The organism is Nitrosarchaeum sp. AC2 (assembly GCF_013407385.1).
Classification (GTDB): domain Archaea; phylum Thermoproteota; class Nitrososphaeria; order Nitrososphaerales; family Nitrosopumilaceae; genus Nitrosarchaeum; species Nitrosarchaeum koreense.
Window position 1 is genome coordinate 1452460 of sequence record NZ_CP030847.1, and the last position, 23516, is coordinate 1475975.

Annotated in this window: 28 protein-coding genes, 5 tRNA genes and 1 pseudogene; 11 read left to right on the plus strand and 23 right to left on the minus strand. The window is 33.1% G+C overall.

What is annotated here, in order from left to right; genetic code table 11:
- Positions 1–10 precede the first annotated feature (10 nt).
- Genes pdxT through DSQ20_RS08815 form a run of 3 tightly spaced genes read right to left on the minus strand, consistent with a single transcriptional unit; the run spans position 11 to position 2158 of the window.
- Positions 11–628: a pyridoxal 5'-phosphate synthase glutaminase subunit PdxT gene (gene pdxT, locus DSQ20_RS08805; protein WP_179365342.1), complete on the minus strand. Its 618-nt coding sequence runs from the start codon at positions 626–628 to the stop codon at positions 11–13.
- On the minus strand, positions 625–1593 hold the full coding sequence (gene pdxS, locus DSQ20_RS08810; protein ID WP_179365343.1) for a pyridoxal 5'-phosphate synthase lyase subunit PdxS: 969 nt from the start codon (positions 1591–1593) through the stop codon (positions 625–627). Before pdxS ends, pdxT begins: the two co-directional genes overlap by 4 nt.
- 31 nt (positions 1594–1624) lie before the next feature.
- The gene (locus tag DSQ20_RS08815; protein ID WP_179365344.1) at positions 1625–2158 is read right to left on the minus strand and encodes a hypothetical protein; all 534 of its coding nucleotides are present in this window, start codon (positions 2156–2158) and stop codon (positions 1625–1627) included.
- A 91-nt stretch (positions 2159–2249) separates the two neighbouring features.
- Here DSQ20_RS08815 and DSQ20_RS08820 point away from each other — a divergent pair.
- Positions 2250–2401, plus strand: a tRNA-Trp gene (locus DSQ20_RS08820).
- 10 nt (positions 2402–2411) lie between these two features.
- Here the strand turns inward: DSQ20_RS08820 and DSQ20_RS08825 are convergent.
- Positions 2412–4676: an aconitate hydratase gene (locus DSQ20_RS08825; RefSeq protein WP_179365345.1), complete on the minus strand. Its 2265-nt coding sequence runs from the start codon at positions 4674–4676 to the stop codon at positions 2412–2414.
- Between the two features lie 154 nt (positions 4677–4830).
- Between DSQ20_RS08825 and DSQ20_RS08830 the strand changes: the two genes are divergently transcribed.
- Positions 4831–5463: a hypothetical protein gene (locus tag DSQ20_RS08830; protein ID WP_007551318.1), complete on the plus strand. Its 633-nt coding sequence runs from the start codon at positions 4831–4833 to the stop codon at positions 5461–5463.
- A 38-nt stretch (positions 5464–5501) separates the two neighbouring features.
- On the opposite strand, the gene DSQ20_RS08835 is transcribed toward DSQ20_RS08830, so the two are convergent.
- From DSQ20_RS08835 to DSQ20_RS08855, 5 genes and pseudogenes are all read right to left on the minus strand, one after another.
- Positions 5502–6071, minus strand: coding sequence for a hypothetical protein (locus tag DSQ20_RS08835; protein ID WP_179365346.1), 570 nt, complete (start codon positions 6069–6071; stop codon positions 5502–5504).
- 18 nt (positions 6072–6089) lie between these two features.
- Positions 6090–6329, minus strand: a complete 240-nt coding sequence (locus tag DSQ20_RS08840; protein ID WP_048110523.1) for an Lrp/AsnC family transcriptional regulator — start codon at positions 6327–6329, stop codon at positions 6090–6092.
- Positions 6330–6377: 48 nt separating this feature from the next.
- Positions 6378–6803 carry an EVE domain-containing protein gene (locus DSQ20_RS08845; RefSeq protein WP_179365347.1) on the minus strand — a complete coding sequence of 142 codons (426 nt, stop codon included), beginning with the start codon at positions 6801–6803 and terminating at the stop codon, positions 6378–6380.
- A 334-nt stretch (positions 6804–7137) separates the two neighbouring features.
- Positions 7138–8774, minus strand: a pseudogene (gene pheT, locus DSQ20_RS08850) (phenylalanine--tRNA ligase subunit beta).
- A complete protein-coding gene (locus DSQ20_RS08855) occupies positions 8765–10156 on the minus strand; it encodes a phenylalanine--tRNA ligase subunit alpha (protein ID WP_179365348.1) in 1392 nt (463 codons plus the stop codon). The pseudogene pheT and the gene DSQ20_RS08855 overlap by 10 nt, the downstream one beginning before the upstream one ends.
- 51 nt (positions 10157–10207) lie before the next feature.
- On the opposite strand from DSQ20_RS08855, the gene DSQ20_RS08860 reads away from it, so the two are divergent.
- Together DSQ20_RS08860 and DSQ20_RS08865 are read left to right on the plus strand one after the other, a co-directional pair.
- Positions 10208–11317: a tryptophan--tRNA ligase gene (locus DSQ20_RS08860; RefSeq protein ID WP_179365349.1), complete on the plus strand. Its 1110-nt coding sequence runs from the start codon at positions 10208–10210 to the stop codon at positions 11315–11317.
- On the plus strand, positions 11317–11598 hold the full coding sequence (locus DSQ20_RS08865) for a hypothetical protein (protein ID WP_179365350.1): 282 nt from the start codon (positions 11317–11319) through the stop codon (positions 11596–11598). Before DSQ20_RS08860 ends, DSQ20_RS08865 begins: the two co-directional genes overlap by 1 nt.
- A 143-nt stretch (positions 11599–11741) precedes the next feature.
- On the opposite strand, the gene DSQ20_RS08870 is transcribed toward DSQ20_RS08865, so the two are convergent.
- The 5 genes from DSQ20_RS08870 to DSQ20_RS08890 all read right to left on the minus strand — a co-directional run bounded on the left by DSQ20_RS08870 (position 11742) and on the right by DSQ20_RS08890 (position 14926).
- The gene (locus DSQ20_RS08870; RefSeq protein ID WP_179365351.1) at positions 11742–12515 is read right to left on the minus strand and encodes a CxxC-x17-CxxC domain-containing protein; all 774 of its coding nucleotides are present in this window, start codon (positions 12513–12515) and stop codon (positions 11742–11744) included.
- 76 nt (positions 12516–12591) lie between these two features.
- A complete protein-coding gene (locus tag DSQ20_RS08875) occupies positions 12592–12921 on the minus strand; it encodes a hypothetical protein (RefSeq protein WP_179365352.1) in 330 nt (109 codons plus the stop codon).
- Between the two features lie 56 nt (positions 12922–12977).
- A complete protein-coding gene (locus DSQ20_RS08880) occupies positions 12978–13451 on the minus strand; it encodes a phosphopantetheine adenylyltransferase (RefSeq protein WP_179365353.1) in 474 nt (157 codons plus the stop codon).
- Positions 13452–13482: 31 nt separating this feature from the next.
- Positions 13483–14508, minus strand: a complete 1026-nt coding sequence (locus DSQ20_RS08885) for a hypothetical protein (protein ID WP_255458231.1) — start codon at positions 14506–14508, stop codon at positions 13483–13485.
- Positions 14509–14852: 344 nt separating this feature from the next.
- Positions 14853–14926 (minus strand) — tRNA-Ala (locus DSQ20_RS08890).
- 80 nt (positions 14927–15006) lie between these two features.
- Here DSQ20_RS08890 and DSQ20_RS08895 point away from each other — a divergent pair.
- Together DSQ20_RS08895 and DSQ20_RS08900 are read left to right on the plus strand one after the other, a co-directional pair.
- Complete coding sequence (locus DSQ20_RS08895) at positions 15007–15561, plus strand: thioredoxin family protein (protein ID WP_179365355.1); 555 nt, start codon at positions 15007–15009, stop codon at positions 15559–15561.
- A gap of 33 nt (positions 15562–15594) precedes the next feature.
- Positions 15595–15669, plus strand: a tRNA-Ile gene (locus DSQ20_RS08900).
- A 4-nt stretch (positions 15670–15673) separates the two neighbouring features.
- Here the strand turns inward: DSQ20_RS08900 and DSQ20_RS08905 are convergent.
- Together DSQ20_RS08905 and DSQ20_RS10445 are read right to left on the minus strand one after the other, a co-directional pair.
- Positions 15674–16567, minus strand: coding sequence for a helix-turn-helix domain-containing protein (locus tag DSQ20_RS08905; RefSeq protein ID WP_179365356.1), 894 nt, complete (start codon positions 16565–16567; stop codon positions 15674–15676).
- Positions 16568–16697: 130 nt separating this feature from the next.
- Complete coding sequence (locus DSQ20_RS10445; protein WP_218841289.1) at positions 16698–17288, minus strand: DUF1801 domain-containing protein; 591 nt, start codon at positions 17286–17288, stop codon at positions 16698–16700.
- Between the two features lie 144 nt (positions 17289–17432).
- On the opposite strand from DSQ20_RS10445, the gene DSQ20_RS08915 reads away from it, so the two are divergent.
- Positions 17433–17819, plus strand: a complete 387-nt coding sequence (locus DSQ20_RS08915; RefSeq protein WP_007551335.1) for a hypothetical protein — start codon at positions 17433–17435, stop codon at positions 17817–17819.
- A gap of 8 nt (positions 17820–17827) precedes the next feature.
- Here DSQ20_RS08915 and DSQ20_RS08920 read toward each other — a convergent pair.
- A tRNA-Leu gene (locus DSQ20_RS08920) sits at positions 17828–17950 on the minus strand.
- A 91-nt stretch (positions 17951–18041) separates the two neighbouring features.
- Here DSQ20_RS08920 and DSQ20_RS08925 point away from each other — a divergent pair.
- A tRNA-Thr gene (locus DSQ20_RS08925) sits at positions 18042–18115 on the plus strand.
- Position 18116: 1 nt separating this feature from the next.
- Here the strand turns inward: DSQ20_RS08925 and DSQ20_RS08930 are convergent.
- The 4 genes from DSQ20_RS08930 to DSQ20_RS08945 all read right to left on the minus strand — a co-directional run bounded on the left by DSQ20_RS08930 (position 18117) and on the right by DSQ20_RS08945 (position 20913).
- Positions 18117–18977 carry a DNA adenine methylase gene (locus DSQ20_RS08930; RefSeq protein WP_179365357.1) on the minus strand — a complete coding sequence of 287 codons (861 nt, stop codon included), beginning with the start codon at positions 18975–18977 and terminating at the stop codon, positions 18117–18119.
- Positions 18978–19118: 141 nt separating this feature from the next.
- On the minus strand, positions 19119–19769 hold the full coding sequence (locus tag DSQ20_RS08935; protein WP_048110034.1) for an ammonia monooxygenase: 651 nt from the start codon (positions 19767–19769) through the stop codon (positions 19119–19121).
- 101 nt (positions 19770–19870) lie between these two features.
- On the minus strand, positions 19871–20233 hold the full coding sequence (locus tag DSQ20_RS08940; protein WP_179365358.1) for a hypothetical protein: 363 nt from the start codon (positions 20231–20233) through the stop codon (positions 19871–19873).
- Positions 20234–20349: 116 nt separating this feature from the next.
- Positions 20350–20913 carry a methane monooxygenase/ammonia monooxygenase subunit C gene (locus DSQ20_RS08945; RefSeq protein ID WP_007402982.1) on the minus strand — a complete coding sequence of 188 codons (564 nt, stop codon included), beginning with the start codon at positions 20911–20913 and terminating at the stop codon, positions 20350–20352.
- A gap of 253 nt (positions 20914–21166) precedes the next feature.
- On the opposite strand from DSQ20_RS08945, the gene DSQ20_RS08950 reads away from it, so the two are divergent.
- From DSQ20_RS08950 to DSQ20_RS08960, 3 genes are all read left to right on the plus strand, one after another.
- On the plus strand, positions 21167–21736 hold the full coding sequence (locus DSQ20_RS08950) for a methane monooxygenase/ammonia monooxygenase subunit B (protein ID WP_007551342.1): 570 nt from the start codon (positions 21167–21169) through the stop codon (positions 21734–21736).
- A 95-nt stretch (positions 21737–21831) separates the two neighbouring features.
- Positions 21832–22146, plus strand: coding sequence for a hypothetical protein (locus DSQ20_RS08955; protein ID WP_179365359.1), 315 nt, complete (start codon positions 21832–21834; stop codon positions 22144–22146).
- Between the two features lie 38 nt (positions 22147–22184).
- The gene (locus DSQ20_RS08960; RefSeq protein ID WP_179365360.1) at positions 22185–22709 is read left to right on the plus strand and encodes a hypothetical protein; all 525 of its coding nucleotides are present in this window, start codon (positions 22185–22187) and stop codon (positions 22707–22709) included.
- 92 nt (positions 22710–22801) lie between these two features.
- Here DSQ20_RS08960 and DSQ20_RS08965 read toward each other — a convergent pair whose 3' ends face one another.
- Positions 22802–23143, minus strand: a complete 342-nt coding sequence (locus DSQ20_RS08965; protein ID WP_255458233.1) for a hypothetical protein — start codon at positions 23141–23143, stop codon at positions 22802–22804.
- Positions 23144–23183: 40 nt separating this feature from the next.
- Positions 23184–23516, minus strand: a complete 333-nt coding sequence (locus DSQ20_RS08970; protein WP_179365361.1) for a hypothetical protein — start codon at positions 23514–23516, stop codon at positions 23184–23186.

Here is a 23516-nt window from a genome sequence, read left to right on the forward strand (position 1 = left end):
TCATAATGAACTAGTTTCTTGATTTCTTAATTAAATTTATAAAATATTTGTGTAATGACACATCTTCTGTTAATTCAGGATGAAATGCTACGCCTAACATATTTCCTTTTTTGACTGCAATTATTTTTTCATTAAACTTTGCTAAAACTTCTACACCTGAACCAGTATCAGAAACAGATGGAGCTCGAATAAAAACACCGTTAAACTTTGGAATGTCAATAGAATTCATAGAGATGTTTGCCTCAAAGGATTCTTTTTGTCGTCCAAATGAATTTCTTTCTAGCTTAATGTCAAGTAAATCTAAAAGAGGTTGATCTGTTTTTCCCACAACGCGATCGTTTGCTGTTTTTGAAAGCATTATCATACCTGCACATATTCCTAGTACTGGCATTCCTTGTTCAATTTTTTCTTTAATTATCTTAAGTGAGCTATTTACAAGTGATAGTTGTCCTATAGTTGTACTCTCACCACCTGGGATAATCAAACCATCTAGTTTTGAAATCTCTTCAGATGTTTTAACACCTATAACTGAACCTTCTACTCCTAATTCTTTAATTGCTCTTTGAGTAGATGTGATATTTTCATGAACATCACCTTGAATTGCTAAAACTCCCACAGTAAGACTCATGCTAAACCACCACGATCTTGCATTCTTAATTCAAGAGTTTTAACATCCAATCCTAACATGGATTGTCTCTCATCAATCATTTTTTGTGCCTCTTTTACTTTATCAGATTCATTCCAAAATGTAGTTGCTAGAACAATAGCTCTTGCTCTTTCTTTAGCATCGTCTGCATTAAAAATTCCAGATCCTACAAATATCCCATCACAACCAAGTGACATCAAATATGCAGCATCAGCTGGAGTTGCAATTCCTCCTGCTGCAAAATTAACTACTGGTAATCTTCCAAGTTTAGCAGTTTTTGCAACTATATCATATGAGACTTTGAATTCTCTTGCAATTCTAATCAGATCTTGATCATCACCAGAATCATAAATGGATTTTATTGTTCTAAGTTCATCGTTGACTTTTTTAATATGAGTAACAGCTTCTGCAACATTTCCAGTACCAGGTTCCCCTTTAGTTCTGATCATTGCAGCTCCTTCTTCAATTCTTCTTAATGCTTCAGACAGTGATCTCGCTCCATTAACAAAAGGTGTTGTAAAATCCCATTTCCAAATATGATGATGTTCATCAGCTGGCGTTAAAACTTCTGATTCATCTATCATATCCACATTAGTTTCATCAAGAACTTTTGCTTCATAGACATGACCAATTCTACATTTTGCCATAACTGGAATTGTAACTGAATCCATAATATCTTCGATGATTCGAATACTTGCAGTTCGCGCAACTCCGCCTGCTTTTCTTACATCAGATGGCAGTTTATCTAAAACCATAACAGATACAGCTCCTGCATCTTCTGCAATTTGAGCTTGCTCTACAGTTGTAACATCCATCACTACACCATTTTTTAGCATATGAGCAAAACCACGTTTTAAAGTAGATGTTCCGCGTAAAATATTATCAGAGTTAGATTTTTCTTGAATGATTCCTTTTGCATCAGTTCTTTCGCCTGAAAGTGAAAGCATAATCAGAGTTTTATTAGAAGGTTATTTGTACCTATTCACCGATTTGCTCTATAATATTATCAAGCTGAGATTCAACCATAGATATTATTGGAGGTATGAATTTATCAGTTGCATTTTGTTCGGGCCAGTTAATTTGATTAATTCTTCCATTAAGAATAACTTTGATATTTGATTTTTGAAAATCAGTTACATTATCGCGAATAGGAAATGATTCTGAAGGAATTGAAATAAAACCAGTTTCTTTAATCAAAGCTTTTAATTTACGAAGTTTTTGTTCATCTATAGTTGATTTGATATCGGGTTTTGGATATCCGTCTTCAGTTACAGAATATTTTATTTCCCCATTATTTTTTATTAGTAAGATTTCCGTTTTCTGTGCTCCAAGTCTTTCAGTTACTCCAAAAGATATTTTCTTTAATTGATATTTTGCATATTCAATTTCCATTACATCACTTGAATTAGATGCGGAATATGGAATCTCAGGTTGTGTGAATAATGGAATTGCAATTAAAATTGCAAGAATAGCAGGAATTGCAGCTATTACTATGACAATTGGTTTTACCATGATCTACCTTAACAAATGAAGCTCATGATTAATCGCAAATAAATCTTGGTTAAAATAACTTAAAATTCTAGTCTATTTCATTCTTGTTCGTGGGGTCGTAGCCTAGCCTGGTAGGGCGACAGTGCATACGTTAGATCACCGCTAAGGGCTCCAAAGGTAAACTAAGCTAAACTGACTCACGAATGATGTAAGTTTGGAGCTGTAGTGACCCGTAGGTCGCCGGTTCGATTCCGGTCGGCCCCACGTTAGAATATTATTTATTTTTTAAAACATTTAGTGCTGAACCAGCTTTGAACCATTCAATTTGTGATTTATTATAAGAATGATTAAGAGAAATTTCATTGTTTGTTCCATCTTTATGCTTAATGATACATTTTACGGGTTTTTGTGGTTCTAGATTATTTAATCCGATAAGACTAATCTTGTCATCTTCTTGAATTTTATTATAATCATCAGGATTACTAAAAGTCAAAGCTAGAATTCCTTGTTTTTTCAAGTTTGTTTCATGTATTCTTGCAAGACTTTTTGTGATAACAGCTGCACATCCTAAATATCTAGGAGACATTGCTGCATGTTCTCTACTACTTCCTTCACCATAATTATTATCACCAATTATTATCCAACGCATTCCTTTTTCTTTATACTGCCTAGCAATTTTTGAAAAAGATTCTAGTTGATTATTTAAGATGTTCTTTCCTTTACCGATTTCATCATTGAATGCATTGACGGCACCTAAAAGCATGTTATCACTAAGATTATCAAGGTGGCCACGAAGTGATAGCCAAGCACCTGCTGGAGAAATATGATCGGTAGTACATTTTCCTTTTGCTTTAACCATAATAGGCAAGTCAACAAAGTCTTTTCCATTCCATGGCAAAAACGGTTCTAAACGTTGGAGTCGGTTACTGTTAGGATCAATAATTACTTCTACATCACTTGAATTTTCAGGAGGTAAAACAAAGATTCCCTCAGGTATCTTAAATCCATTTTTTGGAACCTCGGGGGCAGGTTTTGGTGGTTCAAGTTTAAATTTTGAACCATCTGCAGCAATTAATTCATCTTTTAGAGGATTAAATGAAAGTTTACCACTTAGAGCTAATGCAATAATCATCTCTGGACTACCAATAAAATTTAGAGTATTTCTGCGACCGTCGTTACGACCTGGAAAATTTCTGTTAAAACTAGTAACAATTGTATTTTTTTCATCATTTTTCAATTCAGGTCTATCCCATTGACCAATACATGGACCACATGCATTTGCCAAAACTGTAGCTCCAATATCTTTTAGTGAATCCATTTGTCCGTCTCTTTCAATAGTACTTCTAATCTGTTCAGAGCCAGGGGTAATTAGAAGGGGGATTTTAGATTTAATACCTTTTAATTTTGCTTGTTCTGCTAAACTAGCTACTCTAGACATGTCTTCATAAGAAGAGTTTGTGCAACTTCCAATTAATGCAACTGATATTGAATCAATGTATTCATTAGATTTTACATCATTAGCTAAATTGGAAATTGATCTTGCTAGATCAGGAGTATGTGGGCCAACAATATGTGGTTCTAATGTTGAAAGATTAATTTCAATAACTTTATCAAAGAATTTTTCAGGATTAGATTCTACTTCCTTATCTGCAACAAGTAATTCCATATTCTGATTTGCAAGTTCTGCAATTTTTTCTCTATTTGTTGATCTTAGATAAGTTTCCATTCTTTTATCATATGGAAATATTGAACATGTTGCACCCACTTCTGCACCCATGTTTGTAATTGTAGCTTTTCCAGTACAGCTAATTGTATTTGTACCGGGTCCAAAGTATTCAATAATAGAATTTGTTCCTCCCGAAACTGTTAGTTCTTCAGCAACTTTTAGGATGATATCTTTTGGTGCAGTCCACCCATTAAGTTCTCCAGTTAAGTGGACTCCAATTCTTTTAGGATAAAGTAATTCCCATGGCAATCCAGCCATAGTTTCAGCTGCATCTAATCCTCCTACTCCTACAGCAATCATTCCTAATCCACCGGCATTTGGAGTGTGTGAGTCAGTTCCAATCATTAATCCTCCTGGAAATGCATAATTTTCAAGAACAACCTGATGAATTATTCCTGCACCAGGTTTCCAAAAGCCACATCCATATTTGGCAGCAGCTGATTGTAGAAATTTGAAGACTTCACTGTTTTCATCTAGTGCAACTTTCATATCAGAATCACCTGATACTTTAGCACGAATCAAGTGATCACAGTGAACTGTAGTAGGTAAAGCAGTTTGTTTAAGTTCTGCTTGCATAAATTGTAGCATTACCATTTGTCCAGTTACATCTTGTAATGCTACACGATCAGGAATAAGGAAAACGTAGTTTTTACCCTCATCGAGATTTTTTTCAGCCATTTGTTCAAAATGTCCTGAAAGTATTTTTTCAGTAAGTGTTAAAGGTCTGCCAATTATTTTTCGATATTTTTGAATATTTTCACGTGATTTATTGTAAATACGAGTTACAAATTTTGGGGTAGTATCTATTTCCACAAATGTATGTCAATTTAACCGGAATTTAATATTTGCAATCTAAATTACTGCAAATAATGTGATAGGCATGTAAATTTCTTAACAATTATAAACTAAAAGCAGCTTTATAATTGATTGTTGAGTAATATCAAATATTCTAAAGTGAGGAATTCAAATGGTCAATAAAGGTTTTCCAAAATTTGGAATGTCCCAAGCAGGGGCATTTGTTGCAGCTTTAAAAAATTATAATTTACCAGACTTTATTTTAGTCCTGATTGCAAAAGAATGTAAATCTGATCTCCTAGAAAGAGGACGAATTGATGATAGATTACAGAGCATGAATGATGATGCCTTAGAACTTTTACACAAGGTATTTGTGGGATGTGAAGAAGATGCTGCAGGAAAATATGCACAATACAGATTCTATGCTTATGTTTCTAGTATGTATCATAAATGCGAGGTTTTAGTAAATGAAACTATTCCAGGAGCGACTGGAACAAATCACAAAATACCTGTTGCAGTAAAAAATAATGGAATGTATATTGCAGTTGCAGTTAACAAAGCAACTGGAAATCCAGTAAATAAAAAAGAAACTACACGGTTTTATGAAATGGTTGACGATATCAAAAAAGGTGATCATGGAACCATGTTAAGTGATGCAATCTATGGCTCTTCAGTAGGGTTTAGAGGAGATGCATTAGTAGAGCTTGAGAATTTGAGTAAATCTAGAACACATGATATTGAAAACAAACTTGATTTCAAAACAGCAAATTTTGAAAACAATATTTATTCAGTAACAAAGTGTTGATTCGAATTTATTGAAAATATAGTTTAGTTAACTAGGTATTATTTTGTTCTAAGAGTAGAGGTATCAATTGTAAGAAACATTGGTTTGCCATCAGTTTTTTCAAAATCGGTCCCATATTGTTCAAAATCCAACTGATCATAGAAATGCTTTGTCCACACATCGTGAACTGCCTCTCTGAATTTTTTATGTCCTGATGTTCGTAAAAGTTCATGTGCTAATACATGAGAAACAGTTGTACAATTTTTTTCTGCAAGAAATAGCGTGTCAAAATTATCTTTAGGAGGTTGCCACCAAACCATTCCAAAGTTTTCTGCTTGATAACCTTCACATGTACAATCAGTCCATAGCGGTTTAAAATGACAAAGATAGAAATGAAAAATTTCAGAACCTCTTTGTTGATGATCTTGAAGCAGCGTATGTGTATCTAATTTTTGAAATAAACGTCTTGGTTTTGTAATTAATTCATCACACTGAACTTCAAAATCTTTACCAAATTTTTCTTTGATCCAAACCTTGAAAAAACTTCCCATTTGTTTTACATATTCAAATTCAGGTTTACGTTTTTCAAGATCTTCTTCTTTTACAACAAAAATAAAATGTAAAATCATGGTTAGAAAAAAGAATGTTTATGATTGACCTTCTATACCCATAAGGGTTAGAGTAGATCTAATCTTTTCAATTTTTCGAATCTTCCAAGTAATTGTTTCTCTGAGTTTTTCTACAGTATCAGATTCAATCTTGGCTAAGATATCATATGCTCCGAAAGTGCCATGAACTTCCTTCACACCGTCTAGACCCTTAAGTTGCTGTATAATAGCCTCTTCAGAACCTAGTTCACAGTTTATTAAAACATAAGCTGTTGCCATATAACCATTAAACAAAACGACTATATCAATAAACCGATTATGCCGAATTTAGTTTTGAGAAATATCAATAATAGTATCCCAAATTTGCTGAGGTACAGGCATTACAGATAATCTAGAAATACGAATAAGTTCCCAATTTTGAAATTTTTTCTGTTTTTTCATCTCATCTAATGTGATTGGACGTTTTAATGATTTTTTATATTTAACATCAAACACAATGAATCTTTTGTTATCTTCTTTTGGATTTGGATATGGATCTGAAATCACTTCCATAATTCCAACAATTTGTCGTTCATCACCAGTGTGATAAAATAAAACAAGATCTTCTTTTTTTATTTCACGCATATGTTTTAGAGCTAAATTATTATGAACACCATCCCATATTGTTGTTTTATCTTTTTTTAGAGTTTCAAAATTATATCCTCTTGGTCCACTAGGTTCTTGTTTTGCTAACCAATAATTCACATTTTTCAAAATTTACATCGTTATGAATGCTTTACGTTTTAAAATTGTTAAATGTTCCCCGGTTCTGACTCGCGCAAGATCATTGGTATTTTTAGCCTAAACCTCCTTGGGTTTTCTAACCGGGGTTTGCCCATATTGTAGCACACCTGGGTGAATTAGAAATCATTGGTATCAATACGATCGACATCATCCTAATCCGTCTGTGTGCCTGCTCTTGGGCGTTTAACTATAGATTTAGCTATGCTAAAACCATTGATCAGAATTACTCAGCGATATAAAGTAACTAAGCACAAATTTAGTCTCAATTAGAAAATATAATTGAAAAAAATCAAAACATAAAAAATTACTCAAAAATTAATCCAGAAAGAGAAATCTCAAATCCAACTATTGGGACACGTATTTTGTAGTTTTCAATTGTTTTTGAATTGATTTCACCAATCATACCAATTGTTTTTCCATTTATTGAAATTGAAGCTGTTCGTCCTTCTTCAAAAATTGGATGAGATAAAGTTTTTGTTTCAATTTCTAAATTAAATCCTGTTTTTAATGCAGACTGCAAGATGGACTTAATTTCAGTAAAAGTTGCATCTTGATGTGCACTAATTCCTGCAAGATTAGTTGTTTCATTTATGGGGTTTCCATATGAAAAAACAGTACCAGTTTCAAATAATTTCTGTGGATAAGCAGTATGAATATTTCTAGAAAGATTTTCTAACAATCCAGGAAGAATTGAATCTCGCAAAATTGTATGTTCTTGACTCTTTGAGTCTAATACAGAGATCATGTTTCTAGGTTCTCTGTTTGTCATTTCATATAGAACTCGTTTACTTGTCAAGCTTGAATTTAGAGCTTCAGTGTATCCCAATCCAACCATTATTAGACTTAGAGATTTGAGTTTTACAGATATTGAATTTGGTTGTCCCAAAGTTTGAGATGGTGATAAAATTGGAATTAAATTCTCGATACCGTAACCCAATGAAACTTCTTCAACTAAATCCATCGGACCAAATATATCAAATCGATATGCAGGAACAGAACAAATAATATTTTTACCTTTCAAAGTAGCATCGAGTCTTGATTTTTTAAGAGATGAGATAATCTGAGAATTACTAAGATTAAGTCCAAGTGTTTGATTGATTAGATTAGAATTAATCAAGATTTTTCTTGACTCTAATTTTGGTGAAGTGTTTTTGGCCCCAAAAATTTTTGTAGAATAGAGAGTAAATCCGGCAGTTTGAAGTATTGTGGCAACTACAGAAAGCATGTCTTCTGCATCCTCTTTGTTAATACCTGTTACTTCAACAAAGAGATTTTTTGTTTTTGGAGTAACAGTTGTTACTGCTGCATTGATAATAGGTGGAAATGACACTGTTTGTTTTTTCGAATCTAGAATAAGAGGAATTTTTATTGAATTTCCAAGTATTGTTCCGTATTCTTTCCCTACATCAGTACTACTAAGAATTTCAGATATGGTAAGTTCACTTTTAGAATTTAATGGAATGAATCTGTGATCCCTATTAGTAGTAGTATAAGTTAAAGGAAAATGATTTTATCCAAATCATGAATTCCAATAGAAGATTTTTTTCTTTTTCTACCAATTCCAAAATGAAGATCCTCTTGCATTGCCATTAGTTGTTTAATCAAATTATCATCAACATTTCCATTTTTTGCAATAATTCCAGTTACAAATGGTCTGATTTTAGATACCGATGGATCTACATGAATAATATAATTATTTGATTTTTTTATGATTAATTTGAAAATTCCTGTTTTGATTCCAAGTAACCCTTGTAAACCAAGTGCAATACCTAAATCAGTAGAATAATCAGGTCGATTAGGGCTATACTCGATTCTTACCAGATCTTTATCTTCAGATTCAATATCAAGTCCTAAGAAAGGAAGCAAGTCAGAAATTTGTTTTTTTGAAACTTTTCCAATTAATTTTTGAAGTCTAGAGTAAGATAATTCAACTACTGGCATTTTGTTGTACTCCTCAACCAACTCAAATTATTGTTGTAAAATTCTCTAACGTCATCCAAACCATATTTTAGCATTGCAATTCGTTCAATACCTCCACCCCAAGCTAGTACAGGTTTTGTAATTCCAAGAGGTTTTGTTACTTCAGGTCTAAAAATACCCATACCAAATAGCTCTACCCATTTTTCTAATCGATCATTGTAAACCATTGTTTGTAAAGATGGTTCGGTATAAGGAAAGAATGTCGGCCAGAATTTTATTTTTGTGATTCCTATTCGTCTGTAAAATTCTCGTTGTATTCCCATTAAATCACGCAAAGTAGCATTTTTTCCAACTACTATTCCTTCAATCTGATTAAATTCTACTAGATGTTTGTAACTTACTTTTTCATTTCTAAATACACGTCCAAGAGAGAATACTCTAGCTTCATCAGGTTTGTTTTCTGCGAGGTGTTTGATTGTTACACATGTTGTATGGGTTCGAAGAACCATTTTTCGTGCTTCATTAATATCCCAATTATATCGCCATCCTTTTTTATGAGATTCAGAAATTTTTTTGATTTGTTCTGAGGTCCCAATTTTTTTGGCAGATATACCATCAAGATAAAATGTATCTTGTAATTCTCGTGCAGGATGATCTTGAGGAGTAAATAATGCATCAAAATTCCAAAAGCTTGGTTGAGTCATACTACCAATTATTTCCGTAAAGCCTAATGTAACAAAGATCTCACGAATTTCATCAATAGTATCCTTGAGAGGATGAGTACGTGCAACAAATACGTCAGGCACTTTAGATTCAACATTTATCTCACCTGACAAACCAGCAGTTATTTCAATAGATTTTGCAGTATCTGTTAATGATATTTCTTTTGTCTTAATCACATTTTCTATTATAAAATCAGGTCTTTTCAAAATAAAGGATAAATCATCAGCATCAATTTCATTTTTAGATATTTTATTTTCTCCAATTTGTTTTAGAGTTTTTTCTCCTGGAAGCTCAGAAGGATAATTTTTTAGAAAGATTTTTTCTTCAGATGCATCTACCCAATTATTTTTTCTTGCCAATCCCATAGCGGGACCAAAAACATTTCCAAGTTCTTTTTGTAGATCTTGTAGTTTTTTTGATTCATTTTTTAATAAATCAAGTAATCTTCTTTCAGGTAATCCTTTATGAAATGATTCTAATCCATTTTTTCCAAGTGATAGACTTATAGCTTGAGACTCGGTAACAACAGCTAAGCCTTTTAGTTTAAGCCATTCTATTCCACGGCGGATTTGGTCAGGGGAGAGATTTGTAGATTTTTCAAGTTTTTCAGGAGTTTGTTTTTCATTATTTTTCAAAGAGGTAATAATTTTTTTTTCAATCTCATGAAGTACCTGTGACATCAGCAGAAAGACTGAAAAAGACTTTTTAAACCTTAACCTAAGTCAAAATGAATGTCAGCTGATGACTTTATAGTAACTCCTTGGCATGTTGAAGGTGATATTGATTATGATAAGTTAATCAAAAAATTTGGAACTGAAAAAATTTCATCTGATATTCTTAATAGAATCAAAAAAATTACAGGCGAAGACCATTTTATGCTAAGAAGAGGTATTTTCTTTTCTCATCGAGAATTAAATAGAATTTTAGAGGATTATGATAAAGGTAAGAAATTTTTCTTATATACTGGCAGGGGACCGTCAGGACATACTCATATTGGTCATTTGGTTCCTTGGGTATTTTCTAAATGGCTACAAGACAAATTTGGTGTAAATATGTATTTTCAATTAACAGATGATGAAAAATTTTATGCAAAACCAAATCTCACTTTAGAAGAAACTAGTAAATTTGCATATGAAAATGCACTTGATTTTATTGCTTTGGGTTTTAAACCAAACAATACAAAAATAATTATCAATACAAAAAATATTCAAACATTATATCCTATTGCTGCACAAGTTGCTAAAAAAATTAATTTTTCAAATACAAAAGCAGTATTTGGATTTACAAATGAGACAAATATTGGAATGATTTTTTATACAGCATTACAATCTGCACCGTGTTTCATTGAAGATAAACCAGTTTTGATTCCATTAGGAGTTGATCAAGATCCTCATTTTAGATTAACAAGAGACATAGCTCCAAAAATTGGAAAACAAAAACCGGCCTTAATTCATAATATCATGATTCCTGGACTATCAGGACCTGGAGGAAAAATGTCAGCTTCAGATGAAAATGGAACTATCTATACAACTGATTCTCCAAATACAGTAAAGAAAAAAATTAACAAGCATGCATTTTCTGGAGGCCAAACAGATATTGAACAACATAGAAAACTTGGAGGGAATCCAGATATTGATGTTTCTTATCAGTATCTTAGAATTTTCTTTGAACCAGATGATAATAAATTAAAATCAATTTACGATGATTATAAATCTGGAAAAATGCTTACTGGTGAATTAAAAGCAATATTAATTGAAAAAATAAACGAGTTTCTTGTAATTCATCAAGAAAAAAGAGAGAAAGCAAAAGATCAGATCGATCAATTCATTTTTGAGAATTAATGAAAATCAAAATTAGATGCGATGATAAGTATGAGGCTCAAAAGTTATCCAGCCTTCTATTTATCAAAGACATGAATGAAACTTTCATTACAGCAATTTTAAACATATTTGATAATGAAATAGTTGTAGCATTAAAAGACAAATCGGCTCATAGTATTCTTTTAAAAGATAAAGTAGATGTGGATGTTTTTGTAGATTTTATTCAGTCAGTTATCGAAAAAGAACACAAGATAGTTTCTACTGTAATGTTGGATGAATATGTAGAAATTGGAAAAGAGTGAATTAACCTGAGAATATTGTGTAAATTGCTACAATTCCAACCATTACAACAAGACTGATACCTAATGCTTTAAAGTCATTATCCATATTTGAAAAATAAATAATCATTATTAAAAATGTTAATAAATTCTTAAAAGGGATTCAATTATCTTGGAAAATATCTACTTTTTTTATTCATAGATTTCGGTTTTTTATGTTCAGTTTTGGCTTGAGGTTGTCTAATTTCATTACAGTTCAAACATAATACTCTCAAATCTTTTCTAGCCAATTCGGGTTCAGAAATATACTTTCCCCAGGATGAAGCAAATCCACCTCTACGAATACTATCAAATGCATCTTCATCATTAATATGATTAAATCCTAAAGCTCGCTCATCTTTAAATCCACAACTGGAGCATATTTTACCACCTAAAATTTCAAATAATTTTTCTTTTAGAGAAGAATAGAATTTTTCAGAACCATTTGAATAGAAACTCTCAGATTTTTTTAGGAATTTTTCACTTTTAGATTTAAAAGTTCTAAAATCATCTTGTCTAGATCTTGGTTCATCTCTGGAATATCTATCTCGAGATCTTGGTTCATCTCTGGAATATCTATCTCGAGATCTTGGTTCATCTCTGGAATATCTATCTCGAGATTCTTGTGGTTTATTTTTTTGAAAACATTCGCTACAATATACAGGTCTGTTAAATTTTGGTTCAAATGGAATTTGGCATTCATCTCCACAATCACCACATGTTACAGTATGCATTTCGGGTTTTCTTTCATCTCTAGAATATCTATCTCGAGAAGGTCTTTCATATCTGGAATTTCTAAAAGAACGTGAAGGTATGTCATCTCTAGAATTTCTAGAAGTTTGATTAGGTTTAGAATGTCGATCAAATTTTTTATCAGAATATTTTGCTTTATAGAGATCCATTTTCTTATACATATTCATCACTATTGATTATAGATAGTTAGAGCTTGAATTTGTGCCTAGATAGAAAATTTGTAGATTAAACCAGGGATTTATCCATTTCAGTGCCCATAATTTCTTGAACTTTTAGAAAATATAGTTTTGTAGAATATGGCATATCATCTAAATTATTATCGACTACAATCATAAAATAACGAACCGCCCTTTTTGAGATATCAAGATTAAATTTCATAGGAAGAATTGGATCTTGGTGTACCTTGATTTTATCTTGCAACCATGGAGGAGCCATATCAATAGTTTCTTTAATAATTTTATTATACCAAAATGAAAGATTTTTGGGATGTAGACCCTCCTTAAGATTTGAAATGTCAGCATCGAATTTTTTCATCATGTTATTTATAATCGCCATTGAGCCTTAATCCAAAAATATTGTTTTATTACAATTACTCAAACATAGACAATCTTCTAGTCAATTGATGATACGTTACCATCTGTGTCTATTTCTAAATTTTTTATTCTCGTTGTAGAAATTCTATTTCCATCATGAGCCAAGACCATAGGAACGATTACAATTTTTACAGGAGATAGATTTTTTTCTTTACGAAGTTGATTTAAGATTTCTCCTTGATTTCCGGTCTCATCACTTACTACAAGAGCCTGTACATTTTCTTCTAAAACAGCAGGTCCAAAATCATTATCTAGTTTACTTATTTGAAAGTGCTGGTTTGGGAAATTTGTTTTAATTGTATTTGTTAATGTAACAAATCTTTTTTCATAATTGTTCAGTGTTTTTTTCCCTCTTTTTTCAGCTAATTCGTCGCTGGTCAAACCAATAATCACATCAGACGAAATTGAAAATGCTTTTGCAAGTAAAGTGAGATGGCCTTTGTGAATGATATCAAAAGTCCCTCCCATTGCAACAAGAGTAAACTGAGACATACTAACAAATAGAAAAGATGTAAAGATAAATCTACTTTACAAGTATCAATACTATCGGTCCTGGATTTGCAATTGGAACATTGTTTCTATCCCAGACAAATGTCTCAATGAAGAATAAACCGCTACTTTCTGGAATCCAATCTACAGATTGAGATTGTTGACCAGTTTCAATATATCGTCCATCATATTTTCCTATAAATTCTACATATGGCGTCCCAGATTGTTTAATTTGAACATAATATGTATACGGAGTTTCGTTAGTTTTTTGATCTGCTGAAAATTGAATCCAAGCATCACTTTGTATTATCACTGTTGAACCAACTTTAATTTCTGAAAGGTTTTTTCCCTCCTTATCAAGTATTGATACTTTAGATATCGTAACAAGTTTTGTTGCTATTTCAGACTCTGGAATTATCACATTTTTAGGTTCAGAATAAAATACATTTGATTCAGCTGAAATAGTAAATCCTACTATTCTTGATTGAATTTTTTCATTGAAATTGAAATTTATTGTTTCATTTGATTCAACACTGCCAATAGGAATGGTAATTACATCGATTATTCTAGGAGGTTGAAAATTATCATAGAAGGCAAGATAGACATTAGTATTATTTGATGGTGCAGCACCATTTTTTAGAACACCTGAAAAACGAAGAGTATCATCTAAATCAATATTGTTTACTTCAACAGATAGTTGTTTTGATTTAGAAGTTGATGAATTGAATAAACCAAGAGAAACAGAGGCATGTGTGATCTCAGAATTTGGAGTTTTTGATTTAATAATATAAGGAGAAGTTCCAAGGGGTGGGATTACTTGCAAAGAGGATTTTCCTTCAACAATTTCTAGAGGCTCAGGATTAGTATCGTCATAAAATATAACACGTATTCGTACATCAGTCACAGAAGTAAGAGTATTAGTATTTTTAACTTCACCTACAACTACAGTATATCCCTGTTCATCTTGGTAAACATATGGAGTATTACTTGTAAGAATTACAGATAACGTAGGTAATGTATCAGTTTTTTGAGCAAAAATCGAGGTAATAGGAAATAACATTAAAATCAAAAACATGGTAAAAATAATTTTCTTCATGTGAATTTTATTGATTAGAGATTAATTTTGTGCAACATATGATATAGTCAACAAGAAAGGTAAGAACGTTTAACCCAGTTACCACTGAATAATTAATAAAAAGAAGTTAAAAGAAATAAAAATTTTATCGTCTTTTCTTCATTGCTGTAATTGCAAACCAGTATACTAATCCTGGTGCCAATCCAACAATGAGTGGAATCCAAACTGGCCATGCATCTGCTGCGCTTGTCATAGATTAAAACGAAAAGTTATCCTATTTAAATCCATCCAGAAATCCGATATTCAGAATTGATCGAAGGGTGTGTAAGTGGACTGGACGGGATTTGAACCCATGACCCCCCGCGTGCAAGGCGGGTATACTACCAGGCTATACTACCAGCCCACATCAAGAAGGGATAAGGTGTGGATTTTAATTGTTGTCTTCTTGAGAAGAATTTTATTTGTATAACAAAATCTCATTTCATGGTACTTTTAGAATCTCAGATTAAATTAAAACCAGGAGATAAGGCTCCAGAGTTTCAACTCTTGGGCATTGATGATAAAAAACACACATTAAATGACTATAACAATTATCATGGAATATTAGTTATTTTCATGTGTAATCACTGCCCATATGTCAAGGCAAAAGTAGATGCGTTAAACGAGTTATATGAAAAATTTGGAGATAAAATAGCAATAGTTGGAATAAACAGCAATGATTCCAAAGACTATCCAGAAGACAGTTTTGAAAATATGAAAGTAACTGCAAAAGAAAAGGGATTCAAATTTGATTATTTAGTGGATGACACTCAAGAAATTGCAAAGAAATATGGTGCAATATGTACACCAGATCCTTTCTTATTCAATAGCAACAAACAGTTAGTATTTCATGGAAAGATAGACAATGCTATGAAACCTGATGCTATTGCTACTGAAAAAACAATGAGTAAGAATATAGAAAAATTACTAGCTGGAGAGAAAATTGAAAAAGATTTTGACCCATCAATTGGGTGCTCCATCAAGTGGAAGGAAAATTAAACTTAAATGAGTCCTGTCAAGAGGTTGGATTAAGGGCTCGTAGCTCAGCTTGGCTGGAGCGTTCGACTGATAATCGAAAGGTCATGTGTTCGAATCACATCGGGCCCACTTTTTATTTTGAACTTTCAGAGACAGTTTTTGACCATTGAAGAACATCTTCAAATTTTTCAGAAAGTAAATCAGATTGGATTTTTGTCTTTTTTCCAACTTTTCCGCACAATGCCAGTCGTATTCGTTTTCCCAATTTTTCCTTAATTGAGTTTACAGATTCTGCAAAAAAATGTAGTCCTTCTTCTGTATTTGAAAAGACAAGAATAATCATTATTCCTGATTTTTGTTTCCAAATTTTTCCCATGAGTTTTTGCAAATCAAGATCAAACAAGACATTGATTGCAGACGACATATCACCCAGATGGAAAACTCTCCATCCATCTGAATGCAGAGAAGCAGAAGCCGCTTCAGATAACAAGTTGCTATAAGCATCTGCTGAAATTACAATTATGTTATTTTTTGGGTTTGAATCAATTGAAATTTGATTAAAAATTTGAAGGGATTTTGATATAATATTTTGTAATAATTTCTGCTCGGTATTTCCAATTTTTCCATCATCGTATAATTTTTGAATTGATTCTACAGATGGAATAATTACTTCAGTAACAAGTTTTGGAATAGTTGCCCCAGAATTAATACAGTTTTTAATTAGTGAATAAATTTGAGTCTCTTGTCCTTTGATTAATTTATCAAGATATTGTGGTGCAACTTTAAAGTAATCATCTGGAAAAGAATATGCCTCTTGTCCTGACTCTAAAAACCATAATGTGATATTTCCGATATTATTTTGACGAAGGAATCCTTCGGCTGCAAATACTTTGAGGTATTTTGTCATAGTGGTTCTATTCACTCCAAGTTTTTTTGAAATTTCAACTCCAGACATTCCACTTTTAGAATCCTCAAGTAGTTCAATCAATCTCTGTCTAATTTCTGAAGATTCGTATCCTTTACCCATACTGCTCCAAAGTTAAGGTATTGTATAAAGACTAATTTTCAACGGAGGCTTGTGGAATTATGATAGAGGGGAAAGACAAGTGGAAGACCCTGATTCAAAATGCAAGTGTAAAAGATAGTAATTTTATGATTTAGGATTTTTTAGACAAATTCTCTTTTACCCTTTGTTTTACAATTTTCTTTATGATTTCAAATGGAATTGGTTTATCCAATGGAAACTGAACAGAACCTTTTGCCTGTTTATATGGTGATAATTCTTTTTTGAAAAGTTTGATTGCTGATGGAGTTGGGTAAAATCCAATATGATTTTTAAATGCTGCAAAATGCACTAAATTACCATTTAGTTTGAATGTTGGTATTCCATAACTTATTGTCTCCTCTGATTTAGAGGCGGATTTTTTAATTATCTGTCTAATTTGTTCTAAAATATCTTGAATATTTTTCGGAAATGTAGCAATATACTCATCTATAGTTTGAGTTTGTTTTTTAGATTCTGTCATGCTGGTTTTCTCTTTTATTTGAGTTGTTTTGTATGGCTTTCCTTTTTTATCATATGTTATCCATTCACCAACTTGTTCACCATTTTTAAAATTTCCAGAACGCATTTTTGTTCCATCTAATCTAAACCATTCCCAATATCCTTCAAGCACTCCATTTACTTTGGTTCCTTTTGCGTGTGGGCTTCCGTCTTTATGATATTCTACATGCTTGGTTTTTTTCACACCCTCTAGAAATAAGATAATTATTTTAATTTTCACTCATGTCCCGACATCGAACATAGAGAAAATGTCCCATAGACTTTACAGCACCAACAAAATAAAATCTTATATAGTTGGGTACTTTAATGTACGGTAAGGGAAAGTAAATTGCCGAAAGCTGGATTCAAATCAATAACTGTATCTGAAACCGTCTACGATAAATTCCAAGACGTCTATCAGAAAAATAAAGACAACCTTGCAATGAAAGGTGTTAACAGTTTTTCAGGTTATGTCACTTACATGTTAGAGGAGATGATGCAAAAAGACAAAACATTTGCAAGATATGCTCCAAAGATTGAGAAAATTTCAATTGATGATGATCGTGTCATACTAAAAGACAATATCAAAAACAGAATAGCTGAAGTTGCAGTACAGAAAGGAGAGTTGTTTTGTCAGCTTTGTGAAGAGAAAGATTGTGTCCATATTGGATTTGTATTTTCACTTCCAGATGTTTACGAAGTTTTGAATTCTAGAGGAATCAGACATCCAAAATAAAGGAGCAGTGGAGGAGGTGGGATTTGAACCCACGAACTCCTGAGAGACAGGATCACCCATTTTTATGATCTTAAGTCCTGCATGTCCAAAAGCACTATGTGCTTACTTTGGCCAGGCTTGATTACTCCTCCAAAAAGGTAGAATTTTGTGTGAAATTTAACAGTTTACAGTTTTTTGAGATATAATCAAGAATTATAAGGATTTTCAAACGCTGAAATTTGTGCTTCGATAGCTCAGCCTGGTAGAGCGTTACCTTGGTAAGGTAAAGGTCGCGGGTTCAGATCCCGTTCGGAGCTTTCAATAATTTTTTATTAAAAGTTCAAAATGACCAGTTCTTTTTTTAGAGTTTGAATTAATAGATCGATTTGCTTCGATCCTAGTGATTTTCCATGGTTTCTTTGCAAAGATATCAGATACTTCCTTAGAGTCAGAATTTGACAACAATACATGACATTCTTTAGAATCTAATTTCAAACAAAGTTCAGCTAGTCTAGTAAGATCATCATATGTGAAATCTTTTGTAGTGTAACTCGTAAAATTTGCAGTAGAGCTTACTGGTTGATACGGAGGATCAAAATATACCAAATCTCCTTTTTTTGCATCCCTTAGAACCGACTCAAAATCCCTACATTTGATTGAGATTCTATTTGTCTGCAAGATACTGCTTACAGCGCGAATATTTTCTTCGTTTACAATATTGGGGTTTGTGTATTTTCCTAATGGAACATTAAATTTTCCTTTGCTATTTACCCGGTAAAGTCCATTAAAGCAAGTACGATTCAAGAAAATTAGTCTGGATGTTTTTTCAACTTCATTTCTAGGATTACTTTCTCTTACAGAGTAATAGTATGATTTGGAATCTTTTTGATAATTTTTTTCGTGATTTTTCAGAGATGAAATTAAGGCATCAATTCTATCTCTAATTGTAGTATATGCCAATACAAGATCAGAATTTAGATCAGAGATACTGCATTTTTGACCATTTTTATCAGTAAGAATATGAAAAAGTAAAGCACCTCCGCCAAGAAATGGTTCATAATACGTACCAAAAGCCTCTGGAAGGTTTTGATGTAATATTGGAATTAACTGTCTTTTGCCTCCAGCCCATTTTACAAATGGCTTCGGAGTAACAAGAATTTGTTCATATTGTTGCTTCACATGATATCATCACAATAACACATATTGTCAAAAGAGACAACAAAAGATCACAACATGTACAATATTTTTTAATCAAATTCTAGAATCGGTATAGAATACTCTAAACTAAAATAATAAAATGAAAAGGAAAGGGTTGAAGTTTTAGTCCCACTTTGACCAAGCGGCCATCCATCTGTATGTCCAAGTGTTTAGCTTACAACCTAATGCTGTAAACGTAACTGACAATACTGCACCAGCACCTGCACCCAGTGCTACTGGACTGTTATAGAATTTACCTACTTGAGGCTCTATTGGTGTCATGTATGGTGGCAATGTTGGTCTTGGATATTTGAATGCCGTTTCTAGTGGGTCTGCTACTGTTATCAGGTTTACCATGTTGAATAATGGTAAAGACATTCCTACAAGTACACCGCCAAACAGTATCAATGAATGTTTGTTCTTCTTTGTAGCCCAATATGCCAAATCAAGCAACATTGCTGATGGCAACCAAACTGGTGTTACAATGAAGTCATATGGATAACCTAGAGCAAACCATGCACCTTTTGCTATCCATGTATATACTGTCATAATTAGGGCGTAATACGTCGCTGTTCCTGGAACGCCTGTAAACGTTAGGTAATATGTTGCACCTACGCAAAGCATCAAAGTTTGCGATATTGAAAATACCGTAAACGATGTCCAAGCCCAGTCAGTATAGAAAATGTAGTCTCCTGCATTAATTGTTAACAGTGTAGAGTTAACTGCAACTACTACTATGAACAAGTAGTGAGTACATCGTCTTAGCCAGACCATTATCAAGTAGAATAAACGGTCAGTATATAAAATTTTAGAGTGTGGTGGAGATCGTTAATTTTTTAAAATAAAGTAAAAAGAAGAACTGAAGGATTTTCCTTCTAATGTCCAACAAATAGTACTATAAGTACAGTACCCACAGCGGTTGCGGCTAGAGTTGCAGCAACTATTCCATTGCTGTTCTTCTTAGAGCCTTCTTCCATAACTTTAACACAGAAGAGATAACCGATTGCTTCGATAATTGTTAGAACGATGAACGCATAGTGACCACTGCTTGTTGGATATGCCCATGGATAATAGAAGTATCCTGCTGCAGTACCACCAAAAGTTGCTAACCAAGCTGCGATGTAAGATATAGTGATCATACCTGTCATATTTTCGACACGTCGACCAATCATTTTTTCTACATCGGAACTAGATGCGCCACCTGCGCCACTTGAACCAAATCCTTTCGGAAGAGTCATTCTGGAATTATACTAATCAGAATCCTTTTAAATCTTTCTTAAATGTGAGGCCCAGTACGATCTTCGTGATATTTAAAATAAGAAAAAGAGAAAAAATGTGCTATTGCACTTTGTGTCTATGGAATTGCTCTGCTGTACAATTTGCCTTCTAAAGCCATCTTGTACATCTCTGCAACGTACGGATTCTCACCTGGAGTTTCTGCACCTAATTCTACGAGTCGAGCATATACTCTAACTACGTATGCTAGTGCACCCATGAATGCTACTACGACACCCATGTTAAACATCCAGTGATTTGGTACTGCAAAGATTTCTTCTACAAACCAGAAGTGCCACATCTCATTGACTCCAATTGTAAACATGGTTGCAAGGTAACCAAGAATGGTCATCTTCAATCCAGTGTTAATTGAGTTATTTGGACCTCTGAGTACTGGTACTTTTCTATCATAGATTGCTGCGGCTGCCCATCCAAGTGGTAATGTGATGAAGTGGGAGTATAACCACCAGTGTGCTGGTGTAAATGCACTATCTCTGATAGAGGTTTGATGTAAAGAACCATCAACGAAGTTGTCTACTTCGACTGATGCTGCAGTGGATCCCATAGCAATGACGATGAGCCAGATTTTCTTTAGTCTCTGAATCTCAACTTCTTTTGGGATTAATGCGGGCATCTGTGCCATGTTGACTTTAGTGTTAATTCTGGATATAAAGCAAGGGTTTTGAAATTACAATATTTTATCGGAATTTTGGTAAACAAAACAATAGATTATTGGAATATTTCATACAAAATTCAATATATTTTGAAATAATTATACTTAATTTTTCTTAATTTCAATGTTAATCATCGATGTTGATCATAACTACGAAGTATCGATCCTCGTTATCAAGGTAAAATATATAACAATGTGTATTATCATTCTGAATATTAGGACTATGGTCGAAAAAAAGATTTTCGTATTAGGACTCGCTGCTGTACTTGCATTAGGTACACTTGGTTTCAACTGGGTTGAATCCATAATTCCAACTGCAGATGCACACGGTGTCCAAGCACAACTTCAGAGTCGTTTCATCAGAATCGAAGATGAAACCTTCAATAGACAATCACTACAAACTGGAGAAACTTTGACTGTTCAAGGTACTTTAGTTAGTCTTGTAGAAAGAGACCTTAGAGGATGGATTTCCATTTTCTCAGAATCTACTAACGCAGGTAACAGATGGGAGATGTTAGCAAGAGACCCACCAGGAAACGTCTTTGACATTCCAGGTAACGCTGTTGTTGAATATTCATTATCTGCAAAAGCACTTGAAGCTGGTGTATATCACGTACACACACAACTTAACGTAGCCAAAGTAGGTCCAGGTCTAGGTCCAGGTCAAACAGTAGTTGTTGAAGGAGAACCAATCATCAAACCAATTCCATATACCAACATCGCATATCAATCAATTATCATTGGTGTTGGCTATGTAATCACGTTTGCAACACGACCCTGGCAAGTTATCTAAGCCACCCACTTTTCCTTTTCATTTTATAGATACTCATTACGATTATAGTATTATAATCAACCAAGTTTTATCTGTAAGAAAAAAATAGAAAGAATATGCTAAGTTTTAAAATAAAAAAATTAGATATATTTCAAAGTTATTTTTTTGGAGATGTTGAGTTTCGTAATGATAATTACAAAATAAACATACAAAATCAGAAAAGAGGAAAAGTACTCAAATTACCTTTTGGGATTAATTCAAAAAAAGAAAAGATGATAGTGAGAATCACAGGATCAAAAGATCTATTTGTTGAAGATTATTTGCCGTATTGCGGTCAATCAGAATGGCTTGAAATCGATTCAGATGAAATTACATATTTTCTTGCAGACCATCAAGACCAATTTGACACTATTGAGATAATGGATACTTAACAGAAGGACTTTAAATAATCCACAAAAAAATTACATATATGATTTGGCCAGGAACTGGGGATCCGTATAAGAGAAAAAAGACACTACAGTTTTTGGCTTTAAGTGCAGGAGTAGGAGCTGTTGCGGTTTTAATTACAATTCTAGTTGTAAATCCATTTATCGGAGAACAACCCCGTAGTGCATGTATCAACGATATCCAAACAAATTGGAAGATATCATTTACTGTAGAGATTTATGTCGATAATCAAAAAGCAGACATACCAGCTAATGTTGGTTTCATGGAAGGCGGATGCCAAAGAGCAATTTATACACTAAGTAATGATGGAACGGCATATGCAGAATGGAAAGAAGATCCTAATTTTGAGATTGGGCACTTTTTATGGATTTTCAAATTTCCACTAAGAGATATGGATGAATCAAAATCGGTGATTTATGTTAACGATAGAATTTCAGAAAATTTTATCAAGACCCCATTACAAGATGGATATCATTACAAGGCGATGTTTACCTCAAAAGCATATGATGAGGCAAAAGACACAGACTTCCTACCTCCTCAGAACTAATAAAAAATTTTCAAATCGGACTTTAGAATAAAACTTGAACAAACAGGATTATTCAGAATTATAAAAATAATGAAAAGAGGAAAGGAATTATTTTACCAGTATTTACCGTTGTCTGGAATTAAACCGATACCTTCTCTTTCAAAGTGTCTGTCTAATTCATCGACCCATCTCTCACGGTTGTCTTTGTAAGCCCATCCGTGTACACGTAACCAGAATGAGATTACTCCAAGAAGGAATACTGAGAACATTATGGTTCCGAAGATGTAAATCATTACATCATAGAATAATGGATCATAGTTTGGTCCTAACTGACCTGTAAGTGAAGACAGGATGCTTAGGAAAGTTCCTACGATAGGAGTCATTGTATATTTTGGCTCTATTTGTGCGATATATACATTTCTTTTATTATCATAAAGTACGAGATCAGTATCCACTAAAGTATATCAAAGAAAATAAGAGAAAAGTAAGGTTTGATTATCCTCGTCCCATTGCTGCGTACTTGCCAGATCTTCCTCTAATGAAGAAAGCTCCTGCAATACCACCAAAGACTGCAGCTGTAATAATAGTTGCACCAAGCACACCACTTGCATCAAGATAAGGTGTACCTGATCCAGATGCAGGATTAGCTTCTGCAGCTTCAATTCTTCTTCGTTGAATCTCCAGTGCTTCTTCCAAAGTATATGATCCAGTTTCTCCTTCTGAACCAACGTTACCCATGTATTGTGCAAATGCGATTGCATTTTCTGCATAGTAACCGATGGTGAACACAGCAATCAGAGATGCTGCTAAAAGTATTTTTGTATTCAT

Excerpts from the sequence above, each read along its gene's own strand:
- DSQ20_RS08855 (WP_179365348.1), bottom strand. The coding sequence starts at position 10,156 with ATGTCACAGGTACTTCATGAGATTGAAAAAAAAATTATTACCTCTTTG.
- pdxS (WP_179365343.1), bottom strand. The coding sequence starts at position 1,593 with ATGCTTTCACTTTCAGGCGAAAGAACTGATGCAAAAGGAATCATTCAA.
- DSQ20_RS08815 (WP_179365344.1), bottom strand. The coding sequence starts at position 2,158 with ATGGTAAAACCAATTGTCATAGTAATAGCTGCAATTCCTGCTATTCTT.
- DSQ20_RS08860 (WP_179365349.1), top strand. The coding sequence starts at position 10,208 with ATGTCAGCTGATGACTTTATAGTAACTCCTTGGCATGTTGAAGGTGAT.
- DSQ20_RS08950 (WP_007551342.1), top strand. The coding sequence starts at position 21,167 with ATGGTCGAAAAAAAGATTTTCGTATTAGGACTCGCTGCTGTACTTGCA.
- DSQ20_RS08895 (WP_179365355.1), top strand. The coding sequence starts at position 15,007 with ATGGTACTTTTAGAATCTCAGATTAAATTAAAACCAGGAGATAAGGCT.
- DSQ20_RS08840 (WP_048110523.1), bottom strand. The coding sequence starts at position 6,329 with ATGGCAACAGCTTATGTTTTAATAAACTGTGAACTAGGTTCTGAAGAG.
- DSQ20_RS08875 (WP_179365352.1), bottom strand. The coding sequence starts at position 12,921 with ATGGCGATTATAAATAACATGATGAAAAAATTCGATGCTGACATTTCA.
- DSQ20_RS08905 (WP_179365356.1), bottom strand. The coding sequence starts at position 16,567 with ATGGGTAAAGGATACGAATCTTCAGAAATTAGACAGAGATTGATTGAA.
- DSQ20_RS08955 (WP_179365359.1), top strand. The coding sequence starts at position 21,832 with ATGCTAAGTTTTAAAATAAAAAAATTAGATATATTTCAAAGTTATTTT.
- DSQ20_RS08960 (WP_179365360.1), top strand. The coding sequence starts at position 22,185 with ATGATTTGGCCAGGAACTGGGGATCCGTATAAGAGAAAAAAGACACTA.
- DSQ20_RS08940 (WP_179365358.1), bottom strand. The coding sequence starts at position 20,233 with ATGACTCTTCCGAAAGGATTTGGTTCAAGTGGCGCAGGTGGCGCATCT.
- pdxT (WP_179365342.1), bottom strand. The coding sequence starts at position 628 with ATGAGTCTTACTGTGGGAGTTTTAGCAATTCAAGGTGATGTTCATGAA.
- DSQ20_RS08835 (WP_179365346.1), bottom strand. The coding sequence starts at position 6,071 with ATGATTTTACATTTTATTTTTGTTGTAAAAGAAGAAGATCTTGAAAAA.
- DSQ20_RS08970 (WP_179365361.1), bottom strand. The coding sequence starts at position 23,516 with ATGAATACAAAAATACTTTTAGCAGCATCTCTGATTGCTGTGTTCACC.
- DSQ20_RS08865 (WP_179365350.1), top strand. The coding sequence starts at position 11,317 with ATGAAAATCAAAATTAGATGCGATGATAAGTATGAGGCTCAAAAGTTA.
- DSQ20_RS08870 (WP_179365351.1), bottom strand. The coding sequence starts at position 12,515 with ATGGATCTCTATAAAGCAAAATATTCTGATAAAAAATTTGATCGACAT.
- DSQ20_RS08830 (WP_007551318.1), top strand. The coding sequence starts at position 4,831 with ATGGTCAATAAAGGTTTTCCAAAATTTGGAATGTCCCAAGCAGGGGCA.
- DSQ20_RS08945 (WP_007402982.1), bottom strand. The coding sequence starts at position 20,913 with ATGGCACAGATGCCCGCATTAATCCCAAAAGAAGTTGAGATTCAGAGA.
- DSQ20_RS08880 (WP_179365353.1), bottom strand. The coding sequence starts at position 13,451 with ATGTCTCAGTTTACTCTTGTTGCAATGGGAGGGACTTTTGATATCATT.
- DSQ20_RS08885 (WP_255458231.1), bottom strand. The coding sequence starts at position 14,508 with ATGTTATTTCCTATTACCTCGATTTTTGCTCAAAAAACTGATACATTA.
- DSQ20_RS08935 (WP_048110034.1), bottom strand. The coding sequence starts at position 19,769 with ATGGTCTGGCTAAGACGATGTACTCACTACTTGTTCATAGTAGTAGTT.